The 17,009-nt window shown below is 39.8% G+C and carries 19 protein-coding genes; 7 read left to right on the top strand and 12 right to left on the bottom strand.

Annotation, left to right across the window (positions count from 1 at the left end; genetic code table 11):
• Positions 1-35 precede the first annotated feature (35 nt).
• From WKH56_RS29620 to WKH56_RS29610, 3 genes are all read right to left on the bottom strand, one after another.
• Positions 36-1,286 (bottom strand): C40 family peptidase, encoded by a 1,251-nt coding sequence (locus tag WKH56_RS29620; RefSeq protein ID WP_063247163.1) that lies wholly within the window; start codon positions 1,284-1,286, stop codon positions 36-38.
• Positions 1,287-1,465: 179 nt separating this feature from the next.
• Entirely contained in the window at positions 1,466-2,665 is a 1,200-nt protein-coding gene (locus tag WKH56_RS29615) for an MFS transporter (protein ID WP_063247164.1), read from the bottom strand.
• Entirely contained in the window at positions 2,634-3,086 is a 453-nt protein-coding gene (locus WKH56_RS29610; protein WP_063247165.1) for a MarR family winged helix-turn-helix transcriptional regulator, read from the bottom strand. The genes WKH56_RS29615 and WKH56_RS29610 overlap by 32 nt, the downstream gene beginning before the upstream one ends.
• A 253-nt stretch (positions 3,087-3,339) precedes the next feature.
• On the opposite strand from WKH56_RS29610, the gene WKH56_RS29605 reads away from it, so the two are divergent.
• The gene (locus tag WKH56_RS29605) at positions 3,340-3,768 is read left to right on the top strand and encodes a hypothetical protein (protein WP_063247166.1); all 429 of its coding nucleotides are present in this window, start codon (positions 3,340-3,342) and stop codon (positions 3,766-3,768) included.
• A 14-nt stretch (positions 3,769-3,782) separates the two neighbouring features.
• Here the strand turns inward: WKH56_RS29605 and WKH56_RS29600 are convergent, their stop codons facing one another.
• The 4 genes from WKH56_RS29600 to WKH56_RS29585 all read right to left on the bottom strand — a co-directional run bounded on the left by WKH56_RS29600 (position 3,783) and on the right by WKH56_RS29585 (position 5,780).
• Positions 3,783-4,160, bottom strand: coding sequence for a hypothetical protein (locus WKH56_RS29600; RefSeq protein WP_063247167.1), 378 nt, complete (start codon positions 4,158-4,160; stop codon positions 3,783-3,785).
• 149 nt (positions 4,161-4,309) lie between these two features.
• On the bottom strand, positions 4,310-4,960 hold the full coding sequence (gene sigH / locus WKH56_RS29595) for an RNA polymerase sporulation sigma factor SigH (RefSeq protein ID WP_013058500.1): 651 nt from the start codon (positions 4,958-4,960) through the stop codon (positions 4,310-4,312).
• A gap of 386 nt (positions 4,961-5,346) precedes the next feature.
• On the bottom strand, positions 5,347-5,502 hold the full coding sequence (locus WKH56_RS29590; protein WP_162837669.1) for a DUF3934 family protein: 156 nt from the start codon (positions 5,500-5,502) through the stop codon (positions 5,347-5,349).
• Between the two features lie 77 nt (positions 5,503-5,579).
• Positions 5,580-5,780, bottom strand: coding sequence for a cold-shock protein (locus WKH56_RS29585; protein ID WP_013058502.1), 201 nt, complete (start codon positions 5,778-5,780; stop codon positions 5,580-5,582).
• Between the two features lie 481 nt (positions 5,781-6,261).
• Here WKH56_RS29585 and WKH56_RS29580 point away from each other — a divergent pair, with 481 nt between their 5' ends.
• A complete protein-coding gene (locus tag WKH56_RS29580) occupies positions 6,262-6,936 on the top strand; it encodes a hypothetical protein (RefSeq protein ID WP_243495045.1) in 675 nt (224 codons plus the stop codon).
• Positions 6,937-6,977: 41 nt separating this feature from the next.
• Here the strand turns inward: WKH56_RS29580 and WKH56_RS29575 are convergent, their stop codons facing one another.
• From WKH56_RS29575 to WKH56_RS29565, 3 genes are all read right to left on the bottom strand, one after another.
• Positions 6,978-7,091, bottom strand: coding sequence for a YjcZ family sporulation protein (locus tag WKH56_RS29575; RefSeq protein ID WP_080754474.1), 114 nt, complete (start codon positions 7,089-7,091; stop codon positions 6,978-6,980).
• 189 nt (positions 7,092-7,280) lie between these two features.
• Complete coding sequence (locus WKH56_RS29570; protein WP_063247169.1) at positions 7,281-8,669, bottom strand: amino acid permease; 1,389 nt, start codon at positions 8,667-8,669, stop codon at positions 7,281-7,283.
• 41 nt (positions 8,670-8,710) lie between these two features.
• Entirely contained in the window at positions 8,711-10,105 is a 1,395-nt protein-coding gene (locus WKH56_RS29565; protein WP_342837225.1) for an amino acid permease, read from the bottom strand.
• A gap of 531 nt (positions 10,106-10,636) precedes the next feature.
• Between WKH56_RS29565 and pruA the strand changes: the two genes are divergently transcribed.
• The 3 genes from pruA (at position 10,637) to WKH56_RS29550 (ending at position 14,169) form a co-directional block, all read left to right on the top strand.
• A complete protein-coding gene (pruA, locus tag WKH56_RS29560; RefSeq protein WP_048020392.1) occupies positions 10,637-12,205 on the top strand; it encodes an L-glutamate gamma-semialdehyde dehydrogenase in 1,569 nt (522 codons plus the stop codon).
• Positions 12,206-12,277: 72 nt separating this feature from the next.
• On the top strand, positions 12,278-13,192 hold the full coding sequence (locus tag WKH56_RS29555) for a proline dehydrogenase family protein (protein ID WP_033579975.1): 915 nt from the start codon (positions 12,278-12,280) through the stop codon (positions 13,190-13,192).
• A 173-nt stretch (positions 13,193-13,365) separates the two neighbouring features.
• Positions 13,366-14,169: a YwqG family protein gene (locus WKH56_RS29550; RefSeq protein ID WP_342837223.1), complete on the top strand. Its 804-nt coding sequence runs from the start codon at positions 13,366-13,368 to the stop codon at positions 14,167-14,169.
• Positions 14,170-14,232: 63 nt separating this feature from the next.
• On the opposite strand, the gene WKH56_RS29545 is transcribed toward WKH56_RS29550, so the two are convergent.
• Positions 14,233-14,760, bottom strand: a complete 528-nt coding sequence (locus WKH56_RS29545; protein ID WP_342837222.1) for a YcxB family protein — start codon at positions 14,758-14,760, stop codon at positions 14,233-14,235.
• A gap of 172 nt (positions 14,761-14,932) precedes the next feature.
• Between WKH56_RS29545 and WKH56_RS29540 the strand changes: the two genes are divergently transcribed.
• The gene (locus WKH56_RS29540) at positions 14,933-15,319 is read left to right on the top strand and encodes a VOC family protein (RefSeq protein ID WP_342837221.1); all 387 of its coding nucleotides are present in this window, start codon (positions 14,933-14,935) and stop codon (positions 15,317-15,319) included.
• A 26-nt stretch (positions 15,320-15,345) separates the two neighbouring features.
• Here the strand turns inward: WKH56_RS29540 and WKH56_RS29535 are convergent, their stop codons facing one another.
• Positions 15,346-15,498 (bottom strand): hypothetical protein, encoded by a 153-nt coding sequence (locus WKH56_RS29535; protein WP_165636172.1) that lies wholly within the window; start codon positions 15,496-15,498, stop codon positions 15,346-15,348.
• A gap of 189 nt (positions 15,499-15,687) precedes the next feature.
• Between WKH56_RS29535 and spoIIP the strand changes: the two genes are divergently transcribed.
• Positions 15,688-16,872 carry a stage II sporulation protein P gene (spoIIP, locus tag WKH56_RS29530; protein ID WP_034271278.1) on the top strand — a complete coding sequence of 395 codons (1,185 nt, stop codon included), beginning with the start codon at positions 15,688-15,690 and terminating at the stop codon, positions 16,870-16,872.
• The last annotated feature ends 137 nt before the right edge of the window (positions 16,873-17,009 follow it).

The raw sequence follows: 17,009 nt of genomic DNA, 5'->3' as shown, positions 1-17,009 counted from the left end.
CCAAGACAGCCCCAGACTGTCTTAGTTTTTTACCTTTATGGCATGCGCTTTGCTCCGTAATATTTAGGCGCCCAGTAGCTGTCTACTTTATAGTTTGTAATTTTCACGCCCTCAGATGTGGATACGTGAACGACATAGTCATTTCCAATATAGATAGATGGAATAAGTGAACTTCCTTCAAAAAAGACGAGATCTCCCGGCTTCAAGTCAGATTGTGAAATGGTTTCTCCTGCTTCCCACTGCTGACTTGCATAGCGCGGAATGTCTTTTCCAGCTGCTTCTTTATAAATGTATTGAACAAAACCAGCTGTATCAAAGCCTGTAGAAGGACTTGTCCCACCTTGTGCGTAAGGTACTTCTCCTACATATTTAAGAGATTCCGTCACAAATGGATTGTCTTTTGACAGCGATAAGTCATCGTAGCGCCTTGCTCCGGCGTACTTAGACGTCCAGTAGCTGCTTGTTAGGTAATCAACCGTCACATTTTCGCTGCGCTTGGCGTGAATAAACTGATTGCCGCCTGCGTAAATGCCTACGTGTGAAATCCCTTCACGATACGTGTCTTTAAAAAAGATAACGTCTCCTGGCTTTAAATCTGCCCGTGCAACTTCTTCTCCAACTTGCCACTGCTGATCGGTTGATCGCGGAAGGTAGACGTCCGATGCATGTTGAAATACATAGGCAACAAATGCGGAACAGTCAAAACCGTCTGTTGGCGACTCGCCTCCAAATACATATGGCGTGCCGAGATGTTTTAATGCTTCTGCAATGACTTCATTATCTTTTGCAATTTCCGGTGCTCCTGTAATGTGCTTTGCTTTGGCGAAATGTGATGACCAATAGGCACTGCTTGAAATGTTTTTCACCACGACTTTTCCGTCTGAGGAAGATGCATAAATCATCTCATCGTCTCCGATATAAATAGCGGCTACGTTCACTTCACCGTTTTCATTAGTGTCAAAAAACAATACATCACCCGCTTGCAGCTCGTTTTTATCAACGTCTGTCCCAAGCTCTGACTGTTCTTTCACGGAACGAGGCAGCGTTGTATCCAGCGCTTGCTTAAACACATATTGAACGAAGCCAGAGCTGTCAAACCCTTCGCTTAGCGTCTCTCCTCCAGATGTATAATCGGCTCCTTCATACGTTTTTGCTTTATCAGCAATCACGTTTTCATCTGTAGCAGCCTGTACTTGCACAACTTTTTCTGCAGGAAAAGCGCCTTCATAAAAAGTGGCAAGACTAAGCCCTAACGCTGTGACCATAAGAGGTTTCATTACTTTCATGTTTGTTCTCCTTTGTTTTTTATTTCATCCAAGAAGTTTTATATGTAAATGGTTCCCCTGTTAAAGTATGGTGCAGATGGATAGGAATTGGCTAGTACCTTTTGACTTAAATATGCTTCCCTTCCAAAGTCCTGTAAAAAATCCATAAAAAAACTCGGCGCATATTACGCCGAGCTTTTTTATTTCATGCCCACCTGGATATTTGCTGCTTTTTGTTTTTGACGTAAATTTGCAATCCACTTGTAGTAAAGTGTAATCAAAAGAACAAAAATACCAAGCGCAAAGTACAATTTTGAATAGCCTAAAGCACCTGCTACAATTCCTAATACAAACGAACCAACTGCAATTCCGCTATCATAAAACGTAAAGAACGTGGCAGTTGCATATGCGCTTCGGTGAGCAGGCGCTGCTTGAATCGCCAGCGTTTGGAAGCTAGGAAGCAGCGTTCCGTAGCCTAGTCCTACTAATGCACCTGAAAACAGCAGCATCCAAGAAGAATGCGTAAAGCTTAAGCTAAATAGACCAATCGCAAAGACAACGCATGATGGAATAATCACGATGTTTGGACCAGATTTATCGAATAGTCTTCCGGTAAACGGTCGTGAAATCAGCATCGCAGCTGCGAACACAACAAAGAAAAAGCTTGCTGTTTTAATTAATCCAAGCGACTGTGCGTACACAGAAATAAACGAAATAATACTTGCATACGAAAAAGAAACGAGAATACCTACAGATGAAATCGGCATGGATTTCTTTTCAAACAAGTCGCTCAGTGAAAATGATTTCTTCACTGGCGAAGCAGCGTTTTCTTGAAGATTTTTGACCATCATTCCACACAGCCAACCAACGAGCATAATCACGCCAAATACAAGGAAAATAATGTTGTATGCCATGTATTGATGAAGCGTTAATGCTAAAAACGGCCCTGCAACTACAGCTAAGTTCATTGACATTCCGAAGTAGCCAAGCCCTTCTCCTCGTCGTTTAGCGGGAACTAAATCCGCTGCAATCGCTCCGGTGACGGTTGTCGCTAAGCTGAATGAAATTCCTTGAAAGAAGCGCAGTAATAAAAGCACGTTAAAATGGTGGATAAACATATATAAGAAGGAAGAAAGCGCAAAAATGAGGGTACTAAATACAAGCGTTTTTTTCTTTCCAATGTTTTCAATGACTTTCCCTGAAAACGGTCTAACAATAATCGCAGATAATAAAAAGATGGTAACAACAAGCCCTGCCTGCGTACTCGTGCCGTCCAAGGCGTCTAATACATAAATCGGCAGCAGCGTCAGCAATGCATAAAACACGACAAAAATAAAAAAGTTGGTAATCGCAATGCTGATAAAGCTTTTAGTCCAGATTGGCTCCTGCTGGTTCGTCATTCATTTCACCCTTTTCTGTAGATTTACAAATTTTCTTTAATAACGAAATAAGCTGATTCTGTTCGCTGTCGGATAAAGCAATCAGCAAATTTTCTTCTAAACGTTCAATTTCTTGCTGAATTTCTGGAAGCTTTTTCTTCGCTTGAGGAGACAAATAAACGATGCGCTCTCGTTTATCACTGCCTGCTTTTCGAACGATCCATCCGCTTTTTTCAAGCCTTGTTAACGTGCGGGTAACCGTTGGCGCTTCGACATTTAAATACTGCCAAATCTCCGTTTGCGTCATCGAGCCGAATCGCTTTAAACAAAATAAAATCGAATACTGTGAGCTGTATAGCCCGTACGCTTTTAACACTTCATTTACTTCTTTAATAGACAATCTCGACTTTTGATGAAGCTCATGAAACACCAAGTTATTCACTTTTCTCACCTCACCTTTTCATTTTATTTACCTAGGTAACTAATTGCTCTTTTATTAGTATATGTGCTGCTAGTTGATGTGTAAAGGCGGCCAAAAAGAGTAAAAATCAGCTGTTTTCTCTCATTTTCTACTAATGATTTACGCTTACACTTCTGTTTTCTTATTCTTTCGTATCACGAAACTTTTTGTATAGATTTACATGCACCTGCAAACTCTGTTAAAGAAGACGAAACAATATGCGGGAGGCTGGTATATGTTTTCACTGCGCGGCGATGCTCATAAAGTCTACCTTAAACTGAAAAAAGCGGCTCATCAAAATCAAAACGCAGCAAATATTGATGAATTAGCGGAAATGGAAGAAATCCGGCAGCTTTACCTTACGCTAGAAAGCGCTACTTTGCGAAAAGTGTATTACCGAATGACCAAAGAAAAAAACGGCTCCGGCGTCATCCCTATCCTTGTTTCTGCCTTGCCTTGGCTCTTTTTTTTATTTTCGCAGCGGCTGCAGCAATTTTTATTTAAAGACGGCAGCTGGCTTTGGATTATTTTTGTCGTGCTGTATGTTTTTATTCTCATTCCAAGCGTGTTTCTTCATTTCCGTGAACAATCGTGGGCTTCTGTTCATATTGAAATTATTCAAGACATTTTAAAAGACCGTGAAAAAGAGCCGAAACCCCTTTGAGGTCCGGCCCTTTTCTATTCATGTAGCTTATTCATCACTTTTGGAATGACGTGAGACAGTAAAAACCTACCTAAAAGAATCAGCAGGTAAATCATAATGAATTGAAAAACAATGAACACATGATGCGTATGTGCCCAAGCAAGCATATGAGTCGTAGAATAAGCCAATACAACAATTAATAGTAAAAAACACAGTACGTATAAAATACGCTTACCCCAAGAGGTAGCTTTTATTTTCTTTTTAATAAGCCTGCGATGTTGAATTCCCTGTAAGCATATGTAGAGGGTCAATACAAATGTAAGCATATCTCGCCTTACGAAAAAAAGAATAAGTCCGATTCCTACAATCATCCACGTTAGCCTGTCATGATGCTTGTCTAGAAAGAAAAACATAAAATCCCCCTTCGAAATTAACGTGCTATTAGTTTAACACATAAAGGAAATTATGGTAAAAACCTAAATTTGTTAAATATTTCAGTGCAGAATAGACACCTATTCAATAAAAAAAGAACCTTATTATCCAATAAGGTCCTCTTTACCTATTATGAAATAGCTTGTCTGCTTTCTACGTCTCGACCTAACTTTCTTTTGATACGCTGCAGCGCGTTGTCAATTGACTTGACGTGCGTGTTTAATTCTTTCGAAATTTCAGCGTATGAATGGCCGTCCATATACAGCGTCAATGCTTTTCTTTCCAATTCACTAAGTGTTTCCGCAATTTTTAACTCGCGGTCTTCCACTTTTTCTTGATGAATCAGCACCGCTTCCGGATTAGCAATTTGATCGCCAGGAATCATATCCATCAGCGTATAGTTTGATTCTTCATCATACAGAGGCTTGTCCAATGAAATGTACGAATTTAACGGACCGTGCTTTTGACGAGTAGCCGTTTTAATCGCCGTAATAATTTGTCTTGTGATACATAACTCCGCAAAACCTTTAAAAGATGTTAGCTTGTCTTCGTTGAAGTCGCGAATTGCTTTGTACAGTCCAATCATTCCTTCTTGGACAATATCTTCTTTTTCAGCACCAATCAAAAAGTATTTTCTTGCTTTTCCCCTTACAAGATTTTGATACTTGTTGATTAAATACTCTAATGATTTTTCGTCTCCACTGTGAACCATTTCAACCAAAACATGATCTTCTAACATAGCATAATTTTGAACTTTTTCAATTACGATGCCTACGCTCACTCATATCCCCCCGTTACACTTAGTTGAGTTTTGATGTGTTCTAAACTGATGCATGATCTACTTGTTACGACGCTACTGCAATACGGTCCAGAAACGTAAAAAGCGTACAGAGTAAACTGTCGCTTTCCTCTCTCACTTTATGCTCCCCTGCATCTTTCTATAATCTATTATAAAGAAGTATAACCGATAAAAATCAAAAAGGTTGTCGAAATATGAAAGTGTTTGCAAAAAAAATCAATTTTTATAGAAAATTCACACAAATCACTTTATTATTTCATATAGTGACAGTAAACTGTAAAAAAAGCAATAAAAAAATACTTCCAATATGAAATAAACTTACTCAAACAGAGTAAGTCGAAGTTGCAGATGATACTGCGCATATAGGATTAGTTGCCTTCCGGCTTATCAGCATTTTTTGTTCCCTTACTTTTATAAGGCTTTGCATTTTTCTTCTTTTTTGCACTCGCCTGCCAGCGGTTCCATCCTTTTTTGCCGGTGCCTCGCCCCGTGCCGCCTTTACCTTTTGCTTTACTCATACGTATTCCTCCGTTACCTGCGTGTTTGCTACAATAAAAAAAGACCCCGTCCAAAGTCGGAGTCTTTTTTGGATTGCATAAAATTATGCTTTTACAACGTTAGCAGCTTGTGCACCGCGTTGACCTTGCTCGATGTCGAAAGTCACTTTTTGACCTTCGTCTAAAGATTTGAATCCGTCGCCTTGAATTGCGCTGAAATGTACGAATACATCTTCTCCGCCTTCAATTTCGATGAAACCGAAACCTTTTTCTGCATTAAACCATTTTACTGTACCTTCAGTCATACTATTTCCTCCAGTGGTGGAATTACTCCACACATATATTACTACCCTTGCTCAATCGTACTATTTCCAGATAAAAATTTCTATTGAAGAATATTTCTCTTCTTTCAATTTCATACCGAACAAAAATAATTAAACTTAGTGTAACATATCAATTTAGAAATAGCAAGTCTCTGTTCTAAGACAGGCTTTATCCTAATTATGTATGGTTAAAACCCTCTGTGTAAGCTTTGAGGCTACCGACATTTCTGGATTGTGATGCGCCATAAAGTTTTTTCATTCGGCAATATGTATCATTTGCACAAAAATAAATATTTCATACCCTGCTTTCTAAGAAACTACGACGCTTATAAATGGACATGCACATTTTTTATCAATTTATTTTCCACTCTCTCTTCTCCCACGCAATAAAATAACCATTAATTACAAAAAAAGATAATAATAGTATATAATGATACGTGATTTATAGCTAAGGAGGAACAACATGATTCGTGAACGATCACTTTTTACAAAGGGACTCATTTTTTTACTGATTGTTTTTATTTTAAACATCCCTTTCCCTAATTCAACACCGCTCAGTCATTCTGTCTTTTCTTTTTTAGGTCTTCCCCTCTATGGAGATGAAGAAACAATGACGGGAATTCAATATGCCAGCAATGCGTGGGGAATTATACTTTTACTTGGTCTTTTTGCACTTTACAAAAGTTTAAATCGTCACCGTTTAAAATTAACGATTTTAGCTGCGTTTATTGTCATATCGGGTCCTGGTCATATAGTTGAAGCGATGCAAAAGACCGTATTACCAGGTATGTATGCCATTTCTTATGATGTGGAAAACAGCATTTGTACATTTAAGAGAAATAAAAAAGAAACCGTATTAACGGGTACCTGTGACCTTTCATTTGAAAATCACAGCTCAAAACCCGTTACGTTTGAAGTAGCACTGGATGAACGCTTCTATTTTAAAGAAGATACCCCTTTTTTACAAATGATGAATAAGCCTAAACTTCATACCATTACGCTAGAATCAAAGGGGTATCAAACTGTAGAAATTACTTCATCTGTCAAAGTAGCTGATTTACCCTCTAAACTCTATATCGGAGAAATGAACGACTTTCACGTAAACATTTATCAAAACGGGAAAAAGCGTTATTTATAAGCATTGAAAAAAGCCCTTATAGGGCTTTTTAAATGAGTGAATTACCAGCCAAGGCCTCCGCCGTAGCAGCTGCAGCCGATGATTACTAATAAAATAAATAATACAACTAATAAAGCAAAACCAGATCCATATCCACATCCAGCGTTTCCAGACATACGAACACTTCCTTTTCTTTAGTTACTCTTTCCTCAAGAAAAACGCCGCTTGCATTTCGCTTGAGTTGGATTATCTTATGCCTGAACACGCCCTTTTGACTCTGGTTTTTTCTTTTTTCTTTTTCCTTCTTGCCATGCACCTCATTAGTAAAAAAAGAAAATGCTTTTCAGCCCCTCTTACAAAATCATTTATTTCACTAGCTTACGTCTTTCAGAAGACCGTACTTCCGTGCGCTTTCCGATACCTAGTACATAGTAGCTCAGCACGACAATAGCTAAAAAGATAATCCCGACAATCAGCGATATGCGCGTTTCATCATTAAACCACATACCTACAAGCACCATAAGTAAAAACGCGATGGTTACGTAGTTCGTCACAGGAGCAAAAGGCATTTTAAATGGATGCTGATCCATCGCCGCTCCTTTTGCTTTTCGAAAACGAATTTGACTGATAAGAATGACAAACCATGGAATCATACCTGGAAGCACGCTCGCGCTGTACACGTACACAAAAACATTTGGCGGAGCAATATAATTTAAGACAACGCCCGCAGCTAACCCAATCATTACCGCAACGGTACTATAAATAGGTACACCGTTTCGAGAAACCTTTGTAAAAAACGCTGGAGCCTGTCCGTTTACGCCTAACGTATAAAGCATGCGTCCTGCGCTGAAAATTCCGCTGTTACATCCAGACATTGCCGCTGTGATGACCACAAAGTTAATGATTCCCGCAGCTGCCGTAATCCCTACTTTCGCAAATGTAGAAACAAACGGACTGCCGAGTGAGTCAAGCTCATTCCACGGATATACCGTTACAATGATAAAGATGGCACCGATATAAAAGATTAATATACGCCAAATCAAGCTTTGAATCGCGCTTGTTAACGTTTTTTTAGGATCTTTGGCTTCTCCTGCTGTAATTCCAATAAGCTCTACTCCTTGATAGGCAGCAATCACAAGCGACAGCGCAAAGAAAAAGCCGGACCATCCGCCTGTAAAGAAACCTCCGTTTGCCCACAAATTCGATAGTCCAAGCGCTTCTCCCCCGTTTCCAAGACCGAAGAAAACAAGGCCAAGACCGGCAATAATCATGAGCACAATCGTCACGATTTTAATCATTGCAAACCAAAATTCAAACTCTCCAAAAGATTTCACTGAGATTAAATTTGCCGCACCGAGAATGATCATGGCGACAATTCCCGGAACCCACGCCGGCAAATGCGGGAACCAGTACTGCATATAAGCTCCGACGGCAATAATTTCTGCCATGCCGACAATCACCCACTGAAACCAGTTGCTCCAAGCCGTAATGTAACCAGCTAACGGGTGAATATATTTATGACCAAATGTCGCAAATGAACCCGTACTTGGCTCTAAGTAAAGCATTTCACCCATTGCACGCATAATAAAGAAAATAAAAACGCCGCAAATAGCATACGCAAGCAGGACGGATGGCCCCGTCCATTCAATGGTGCTTGCTGAACCCATAAATAACCCTACCCCGATCGTTCCTCCAAGAGCAATCATTTGAATATGACGAGATTCAAGCCCTCTTTTTAACTCTTTGTTTGCCAATTTACTTCCCCCTAGCCCCTCGTGATGATTTTCTCTTCTATTTAAGAGATTCTTTTATTTCCCTGTCCTGATAGGGAATGATCATCTTTTTTCTTTTTCATAAAGAAGTACGAACATACCACAAATATAGCAATCAGCAGCGTGAGATAAAACTGAGTGCGAAGCGAATCAATAAATGCCATCGCAATAAAGATGCTTGTGATCGCCGCAATTGTTCCATACGTTAAATAAGGAAACAGCCACATTCTGATTTTTAAAGCTTCTGGCTTTTCTTTTTCGTATTTCTTTCTCATGCGAAGCTGTGAAAAAGCAATAACAAGGTACACAAGAAGCGCTACGCCTCCAGATGCATTTACTAAAAATAAAAAGATTTTATCAGGTGAAAGATAGTTAAACCCAACGCTGATGTAAGAAATCACGGTACATCCTACAATGGCATTAAACGGAATGCCTTTTTTATTCACTTTCAAAAACATACGCGGCGCGTCTCCTTTTTGCGCCATTGAGTACAGCATACGAGAACTCGTATATAGACCTGAATTTAAGCAAGAAAGAACGGCAGTCAGTACGATAAAGTTCATGATTTGAGCAGCTGCCGGAACGTTTACCAGCTCTAATATCGAAACAAACGGACTTTTCATCAAGCTTGAAGAATCCCAAGGAAGGATCGTTACTAAGATTAAAATAGACCCAAGATAAAAAATTAAAATACGATAAATAACGGTATTTGTTGCGATGGTGATCGCTCGCTCAGGCTGAGCCGATTCTCCAGCCGCTGTTGCGACAATTTCGGTTCCCATAAAGGAAAACATGACAATCGCCACTCCTAAAAAGACGGAGCTGATTCCATTTGGAAGAAATCCTCCTCTATGAAGAAGGTTCGACGCTCCCGGAGACTCTACTCCCGGTATTAAACCGAGGATGATCGCTCCCCCTAAAAGTAAAAACAGCACTAAACTAACTACTTTAATAAGCGAAAACCAGTATTCAAATTCACCAAATGATTTAACAGAGTATAAGTTCGTTAAAGTTAATAAAAATGTCAGGAGCAGACTGACACCCCAAGACGGTAGAGATGGAAACCAGTATTGAATAATTGTTGAGCCGGCAATCGCTTCAACAGCAATAACAATTACCCAGAAAAACCAGTATAGCCAGCCGATTGTGTAGCCAGCCCACGGTCCAAGCGCTTCTCTGGCATATGTCGCGAACGAACCGCTTGAAGGATTAGCCGTAGACATTTCCCCCAGCATTCGCATCACTAAGATCACCAGCAAACCGGCAAACGCGTACGAAAAGATGGAACCAGGACCTGCTGCGTTGATAAGCGATCCGCTTCCAATGAACAAACCGGCACCAATGATTCCTCCTAAAGAAATCATGGTTATGTGTCGAATTTTTAATTCTTTTTTTAACTCAGGCGGTTGATGACTCATATTAAAATCCTCCTCATAGAAACCGTCATTTAAAGAATTACACGTTCTTCGCATCGCGCGTTAAATATGTAAGCCCTTACAATATCGTGGACAAATAACTGCCGTTTTCCTACCCTCCTTCTATCTGTGCATGCAAATGAAGCCTTCACTTGACGAAAAAGATAGCTTCATTCGGCAAAAATTACTTTTCGAATTATATGATAATTTATATTGAACAACTTTGTCTATTGTTTTTTTGAAAGGAAGATCATTTTAATTTACTACCGATAAACTCTTTCCGCTATCGTAATTCTTTACTTCAAAACATCTTTTCTTTCACTTTACCGACACTCCTTTCTTTTCATTTTGTTCAAAATCACTATAAAAACCATAGATTCATTGGATGTTTAAACAAAAGTGTTTATTTTTAATTTTTTTGAACATTTTTGTTAAAAAACTATGTACAAAACGATAATAAGGTGATTATAATACAGGTATAGGGTGTTGGAATATTAATTATGTTTAAAATTTTCTAAAAAAGGGGTAATGAAAATGAACACAATGAATATCAACGAAATCAAACAATACAAACACGAGCCTTTCACAGACTTTACGACTGCACAAAACAAAGATGCGTTTGAATCTGCATTAGAACTTGTACAATCAGAGCTTGGAAAGGACTATCCTCTTGTAATTGGCGGAGAATTCATTACAACAGAAGATCAAATTCAGTCCATTAACCCAGCAAATAAAGCAGAAGTTATCGGACGCGTGTCAAAAGCAGATCAAGACCTGGCTGAAAAAGCAATGCAAGCAGCACTTTCTACATTTAATACATGGAAAAAAGAAGCGCCGGAAGCTCGCGCTGACATTCTTTTCCGCGCAGCGGACATCATTCGCCGCCGCAAGCATGAATTTTCAGCTTACCTTGTAAAAGAAGCAGGAAAGCCGTGGAATGAAGCAGATGCTGATACAGCAGAAGCAATTGACTTCCTTGAATACTACGCTCGCCAAATGGTGCAGCTAAAAGACGGCGCGCCTGTTGAGAGCCGCGAAGGTGAAGAAAATAAATTTAACTACATTCCACTTGGTGTCGGCGTTATTATTTCACCGTTTAACTTCCCGCTAGCGATCATGGCTGGAACAGCAGCAGCAGCAATCGTAGCAGGAAATACGGTTTTATTAAAACCGGCTAACAACACACCCGTTATCGCAGCAAAATTTGTAGAAGTAATGAAAGAAGCTGGCCTTCCAGACGGCGTACTAAACTACGTGCCGGGAAGCGGAAGCGAAATTGGCGACTATTTAGTAGATCATCCAAAAACACGATTCGTTTCATTTACAGGTTCTCGTGAAGTAGGCTGCCGCATCTATGAACGCGCAGCAAAAGTACAGCCTGGTCAAATCTGGCTAAAACGCGTTATTGCTGAAATGGGCGGAAAAGACACGGTTGTTGTAGATAAAGATGCTGATTTAGATTTAGCTGCTTCTTCTATTGTGTATTCAGCGTTTGGCTTCTCTGGACAAAAGTGTTCAGCGGGCTCTCGTGCAGTTGTTCATCAAGACGTATACGATATCGTTCTTGAAAAAGCAGTTGCGCTGACAAAAACATTAACAATGGGCAGCCCTGAAGATGTAAACACGTATATGGGACCTGTTATTGATCAAGCTTCTTTCAACAAAATTACAAAGTACATTGAAATCGGTAAAGAAGAAGGCCGTTTAATGACGGGCGGAGAAGCAGATGATTCAAAAGGCTACTTCATCCAGCCTACGATTATTGCAGATGTAGATGAAAAAGCACGTTTAATGCAAGAAGAAATCTTCGGCCCAGTCGTAGCATTCTGCAAAGCGCGCGACTTCGATCATATGATGGAAATTGCGAACAACACTGACTACGGTTTAACAGGTGCCCTTCTTTCAAATACGCCTGAACACATTGAGCGTGCGAAAGAAGAGTTCCACGTTGGAAACCTTTATTTCAACCGCGGTTGTACAGGTGCCATCGTTGGGTACCAGCCGTTTGGCGGATTTAATATGTCAGGAACAGATTCAAAAGCTGGCGGTCCTGATTACTTGATTCTGCACCTGCAAGCAAAAACAACAAGCACAACGCTTTAATACTCAGTAGAGCAGCCCTAGGCTGCTCTATCTTAAAACAACAAGGGATTTTTTCTATAGGGGGAGATATTTATGTTAGCAGAGGTATCTAAAAATGTGTTTCTTCACGCTTCCCAAAATAAAGCGCTAAACAAAGCGGCGAAAAAATGGGGTCTTCGCTTTGGTGCAGCTCAAGTGGTAGCTGGCGACACAATTGAACATGCGATCAAAAAAGTACGGGAATTGAATGAAAAAGGGCTTGTTTGTACGCTTGATCATTTAGGGGAATTTGTTTCAAGCAGAGAAGAAGCTATCGAAGCAACTCAATATAACATCAGAACACTAGAAGCTATGGGCCAAGCCGGTGTAACGTGCAACTTATCTGTCAAAATGACGCAGCTTGGTTTGGATATTGACCGCAGCTTTTGCGTTGAGAACATGCGCCGCATTCTTGAAACGGCGAAAAAATACGATAACTTTGTTCGAATCGACATGGAAGACTATGCTCACTGTCAAATGACGCTAGATATTTTACGAGAGCTCCGCGAGACGTTTGATAATGTTGGAACGGTTATTCAAGCTTACCTATTCCGCGCTGAACAAGATGTAAAAGAGCTAAAAGGCATTCCTCTTCGATTGGTAAAAGGCGCGTATCAAGAATCACCAACCGTGGCGTTTCAAGACAAAGCCCAAATTGATGAGAACTATATGCGAATTATCGAAGAGCATTTGCTCAGTGGAACATACACGGCTATTGCATCTCACGACCACAATATTATTGCAAAAGTAAAAGAGTTCGCTCACAAAAATAACATCCCGCGCACGCAGTTTGAATTTCAAATGCTGTACGGATTCCGAACAGATATGCAGCTTAGCCTTGCAAAAGAAGGCTATACAATGCGCGTATACGTTCCCTTTGGCAACGACTGGTTTGGCTACTTTATGCGCCGCTTAGCGGAAAGACCGCAAAACGTCGCATTTGCTTTAAAAGGATTCTTTTCTAAATAAGCAATCTATTCAGTAAGTATCATAATGAAAACGCTATCATTTCTTTGTGCCCTTTGCGGATGCTTCTGCAAGGGGATTTTTTATACGATTTCTCTTCCCTTTCAGTATGTATTAAGGTAAAATCAAATCACGAACAAACGTTCTTTTTATTACAAACAAAAAGGAGAATACACATGAATCCTCTATCAAAATTAGCACTGCCTCCCAAGCTAGAACCTTACCGAAAAGAAATCGAAAAAACATGTAAACCTTATATTCACATCCATACGGTCATGAATAGTCCCAAACTATATGACAGCAAGTTCGGCGGCAATCCTTACCTGCCTCTAGAAGCAAATCATCCTCTCGACTCCGAGGGCAAACCTATGCTCCTGATGGCACAAATCAATTTTTCTGACGTGCCCCCCTATGAAAATATGCCTTCTCAAGGCATGCTTCAATTTTTCATCTGCGGAGCTGATAACAAAAACACCGGTGATGTGTATGGTCTGGATTTTGACCAACCCACGTCTCAAAAAGACTTTCGCGTCGTTTTTTATGAAGACATAACAACTGACGAAAACAAGTTAACAACCGATTTTACGTATCTAGAAGACGTTGACCGAGATATGTTCCCTATTCCTCAAGAAGTAGGCCTACAGTTTGAAATAAAAAGCGAACCCGTGTCTCCTACTGACTATCGATATAATGATATGGAATCAGATTTATTTGATGATGAAGAAATGGAAGAGATCTACTGGGATGAGCTTACGGGCGAGTATCATAAAATGGGCGGATACGCTTTTTTCACTCAAAGCGATCCTCGAGACTACGATGAAGCGCTGCGCGCATATAACGTTCTGCTTCTTCAATTCGCCATGGACGACGAAGCGGATATTATGTTTGGTGATGCGGGAGTGGCCAATTTCTTCATTAAAGAAGAAGACCTTCGCAACCGTAACTTTAAAGATGTTTTGTACAACTGGGACTGCTGTTAAAAAAAACACCCTCTTAGAAAAGTATCTAGGAGGGCGTTTTTTTACATTATTATTATTTACTACTCAGCCTGTTTTTCCAGCCCTTGCAGCATTCAGCGTTTCTTTAAACTGCTGTAGCGCTTTTACATCTGCAAATACGCTTGTAGGAATAACGTATCCGCTCATTGCACTAACAAGAATAAAGATATGTTCATCGGTTTCTCTGATTTGAGTGATGCTTGACCAAGGAGTCTTCACTTCTCCTTTTAAGCTTTTCTCTACCAAGCCATCTTCCGTAACCATCATAGTATGCTCACCTGTCAGACTGCTGTTATCTCCTTCATTTATTACCTTTATAATGTTCTTTTTAATACTTCCGTAAAAATATTTCGGATAAAATAAAAACCAAAGAACCGCAAGCAGCGCAAATGCTACGAACATGCCAAGTAAAAACTCTCCTTCAACCCACGAAACAAGCAAAGGAATAAGAAGAAAAATAAGCGACATCCATCGCTGAACTTTCAGCACTTTTTGTACTCTTTCCGAATGTTGAGCATGATGCATATTAAAAGCCACATAATCATCTTTTGTTAACGTATAGTGATATTCCATATTAATCTCCAATTCTTCTAAATAACAACAAAATAAAATATACCTCATTTGGTGTTATATGTATATAAAATAATAAGTTTTTCTTATGAAACACATCAACTTTTTATCATTTATTTACAGTGATACATCACGTAAACTTAACTAGTACTCTACTAGTTAAGGGGGAATGTTTATGACTTTTACACTAACGCATATTGATCATATTCAGCTAGCTGCACCACCGAACTCAGAAAGCGAAGCACGACACTTTTTCGGAACTGTTCTTGAATTAACAGAAGTCGAAAAGCCGGAAAGTCTAAAAAAGCGCGGCGGCGTTTGGTTTGAATTTGGTTCTTATCAGCTGCATATTGGTGTTGAACCTGCCTTTTCATCTGCCAAAAAAGCGCATCCAGGCTTTTATGTTAAAAACCTCCCTGCGTTCAAAGATCATCTGACTAGCTTCGGTATTTCTTTTATAGAAGACCAAAACATTCCCGGCGTCGAAAGAATTTACGTGGCTGATCCTTTTGACAACCGAATTGAGTTCTTAGAGAAAGTGAATCTCCCTTTTTCTAACTGAGTGTTCGACAAAACAAGAGCTCTTATTTAAGAGCTCTTGTTTTCTTTTGGTCCTTCTTTTTGCTTTTCTTTCCACAGCATGTACACCAACAGCCCTAGTACACAAAATGCCACGCCAAACATCGTTAAAGGAAATAACAGTGTATTAATAAAATGATGATAAACCCATGAATCGTTCATCTAACCAGCTCCAATACGCACCGTTTTTTTATAGTATGCCCTACTATAACCTTTTTTATATTGTGTTAAATATCATGGTTTCTATCATATTTCTTTTTCTTTTTAATAGAGTAAATAGTAGATACATAACATTCTCCTCTTAGAGTTCTTATTCGCTGATTTCAAATTTTATTAGAGGAGGTTTACTCTATGAAAAAAAAGTTCACTGAAAAGCCTAAAAAGCTTTTTTGGATTCTTTCTTATAAATCATTAATTATCGCTATACTATTTGTTCTGTTAACATCTGCCGCTATTTTTACCGTCACGTATTCAACTCTTCAGCATACGCTGCGCTCGAACGTTGTCTATCAAGCGCTATCAAATTATAAAGCTCAAAGCTTGTTCTACTTCATGCATACGGAAAACCATCATTTCTCTCATGCCTTTGAAGAAGACTTCTCCCCGCCTCCTCTTTCTTCTGTCGCCCTGCAGCTTGCGACGAATATTCGCGTGGCGGATACAAGAAGTCTATTTGGATCAGAACTGCCCGGCTTTTCTATTTTTGATTCTCATATTCTGTTAGCCGGTGAAGGAACGGATTATACCACGATTCCTCATGAATCGGCTCCTCCTCTCGAAAGCATTTCTGGAGAGCGTGATTTGGATCCTGCTGAAAGCAAAACGTACGAAGAAAGCAAAAAACAGTCTCAAACACAGGCTAAGCAAAGTACGGGAGACAGAAAAGTTGTGTACATCTACCACACGCACAGCTGGGAATCTTATTTCCCTTTACTTGGTATGCCAGGTGAAGCGAACGAAAATAAAGCAGTAGATAACAAAACCAACATCACGCTCGTTGGTCAAATGCTAGGAATGGAATTAAAAGCAGACGGAATTGGCTCGGAAGTAGATACAACCAACATGACGCAAAAGCTGAATGAAAAAGGCTGGGGTACAGGACGAGCCTATGCGATGTCTCGAAGCGTGGTGGAAACAGCTCTTCAGCAAAACCAAGACGTCGATTATTTAATTGATATTCATCGTGATTCACTGCGTCAAGAAAAAACAACGGCTACTATCAACGGCAAATCATACGCTAAAATAATGATTGTATTAGGTGAAGCCAACCCGAAATTTGATGAAAATGTAAAAATGGCCAAAGCGATTCATGAAAAGCTAGAGGAAAAATATCCAGGCCTTAGCCGCGGAGTGTTAAGTAAAAAGAAAACAAGCGGCAATAACGGCCTGTATAATCAAGACTTATCCGACCGCTCCATTTTAATTGAAGTAGGCGGCGTCGATAACAATATGGAAGAACTCACAAATACCGTCAAAGCCTTTTCAGATGTGTTCAGCGAGTATTACTGGCAAGCTGAAAAAGTGAATGCGCAGTAAACAAAAAACTAGCTACTCAAGGTAGCTAGTTTTTGTTTTTATGAGAGTCACGCTTCTCCTTTTCTTCACACGCAAAGCAGACAAGCTTCCCTTCAACAACCACACCGTTCAAAAATCCCTCTAAACAGTACACGTTC

It is taken from the genome of Priestia sp. SB1, assembly GCF_038898415.1.
Note: the sequence above shows the minus strand (reverse complement) of the source record. Positions and strands in the feature narration are given on the sequence as shown.

Coding starts and splice junctions, on each gene's coding strand:
- WKH56_RS29535 (WP_165636172.1), bottom strand. CDS start 15,498: ATGAACGATTCATGGGTTTATCATCATTTTATTAATACACTGTTATTT.
- WKH56_RS29605 (WP_063247166.1), top strand. CDS start 3,340: ATGTTTTCACTGCGCGGCGATGCTCATAAAGTCTACCTTAAACTGAAA.
- WKH56_RS29580 (WP_243495045.1), top strand. CDS start 6,262: ATGATTCGTGAACGATCACTTTTTACAAAGGGACTCATTTTTTTACTG.
- WKH56_RS29545 (WP_342837222.1), bottom strand. CDS start 14,760: ATGGAATATCACTATACGTTAACAAAAGATGATTATGTGGCTTTTAAT.
- WKH56_RS29550 (WP_342837223.1), top strand. CDS start 13,366: ATGAATCCTCTATCAAAATTAGCACTGCCTCCCAAGCTAGAACCTTAC.
- WKH56_RS29575 (WP_080754474.1), bottom strand. CDS start 7,091: ATGTCTGGAAACGCTGGATGTGGATATGGATCTGGTTTTGCTTTATTA.
- WKH56_RS29585 (WP_013058502.1), bottom strand. CDS start 5,780: ATGACTGAAGGTACAGTAAAATGGTTTAATGCAGAAAAAGGTTTCGGT.
- WKH56_RS29615 (WP_063247164.1), bottom strand. CDS start 2,665: ATGACGAACCAGCAGGAGCCAATCTGGACTAAAAGCTTTATCAGCATT.
- spoIIP (WP_034271278.1), top strand. CDS start 15,688: ATGAAAAAAAAGTTCACTGAAAAGCCTAAAAAGCTTTTTTGGATTCTT.
- WKH56_RS29555 (WP_033579975.1), top strand. CDS start 12,278: ATGTTAGCAGAGGTATCTAAAAATGTGTTTCTTCACGCTTCCCAAAAT.
- WKH56_RS29540 (WP_342837221.1), top strand. CDS start 14,933: ATGACTTTTACACTAACGCATATTGATCATATTCAGCTAGCTGCACCA.
- WKH56_RS29565 (WP_342837225.1), bottom strand. CDS start 10,105: ATGAGTCATCAACCGCCTGAGTTAAAAAAAGAATTAAAAATTCGACAC.
- WKH56_RS29620 (WP_063247163.1), bottom strand. CDS start 1,286: ATGAAAGTAATGAAACCTCTTATGGTCACAGCGTTAGGGCTTAGTCTT.
- WKH56_RS29600 (WP_063247167.1), bottom strand. CDS start 4,160: ATGTTTTTCTTTCTAGACAAGCATCATGACAGGCTAACGTGGATGATT.
- pruA (WP_048020392.1), top strand. CDS start 10,637: ATGAACACAATGAATATCAACGAAATCAAACAATACAAACACGAGCCT.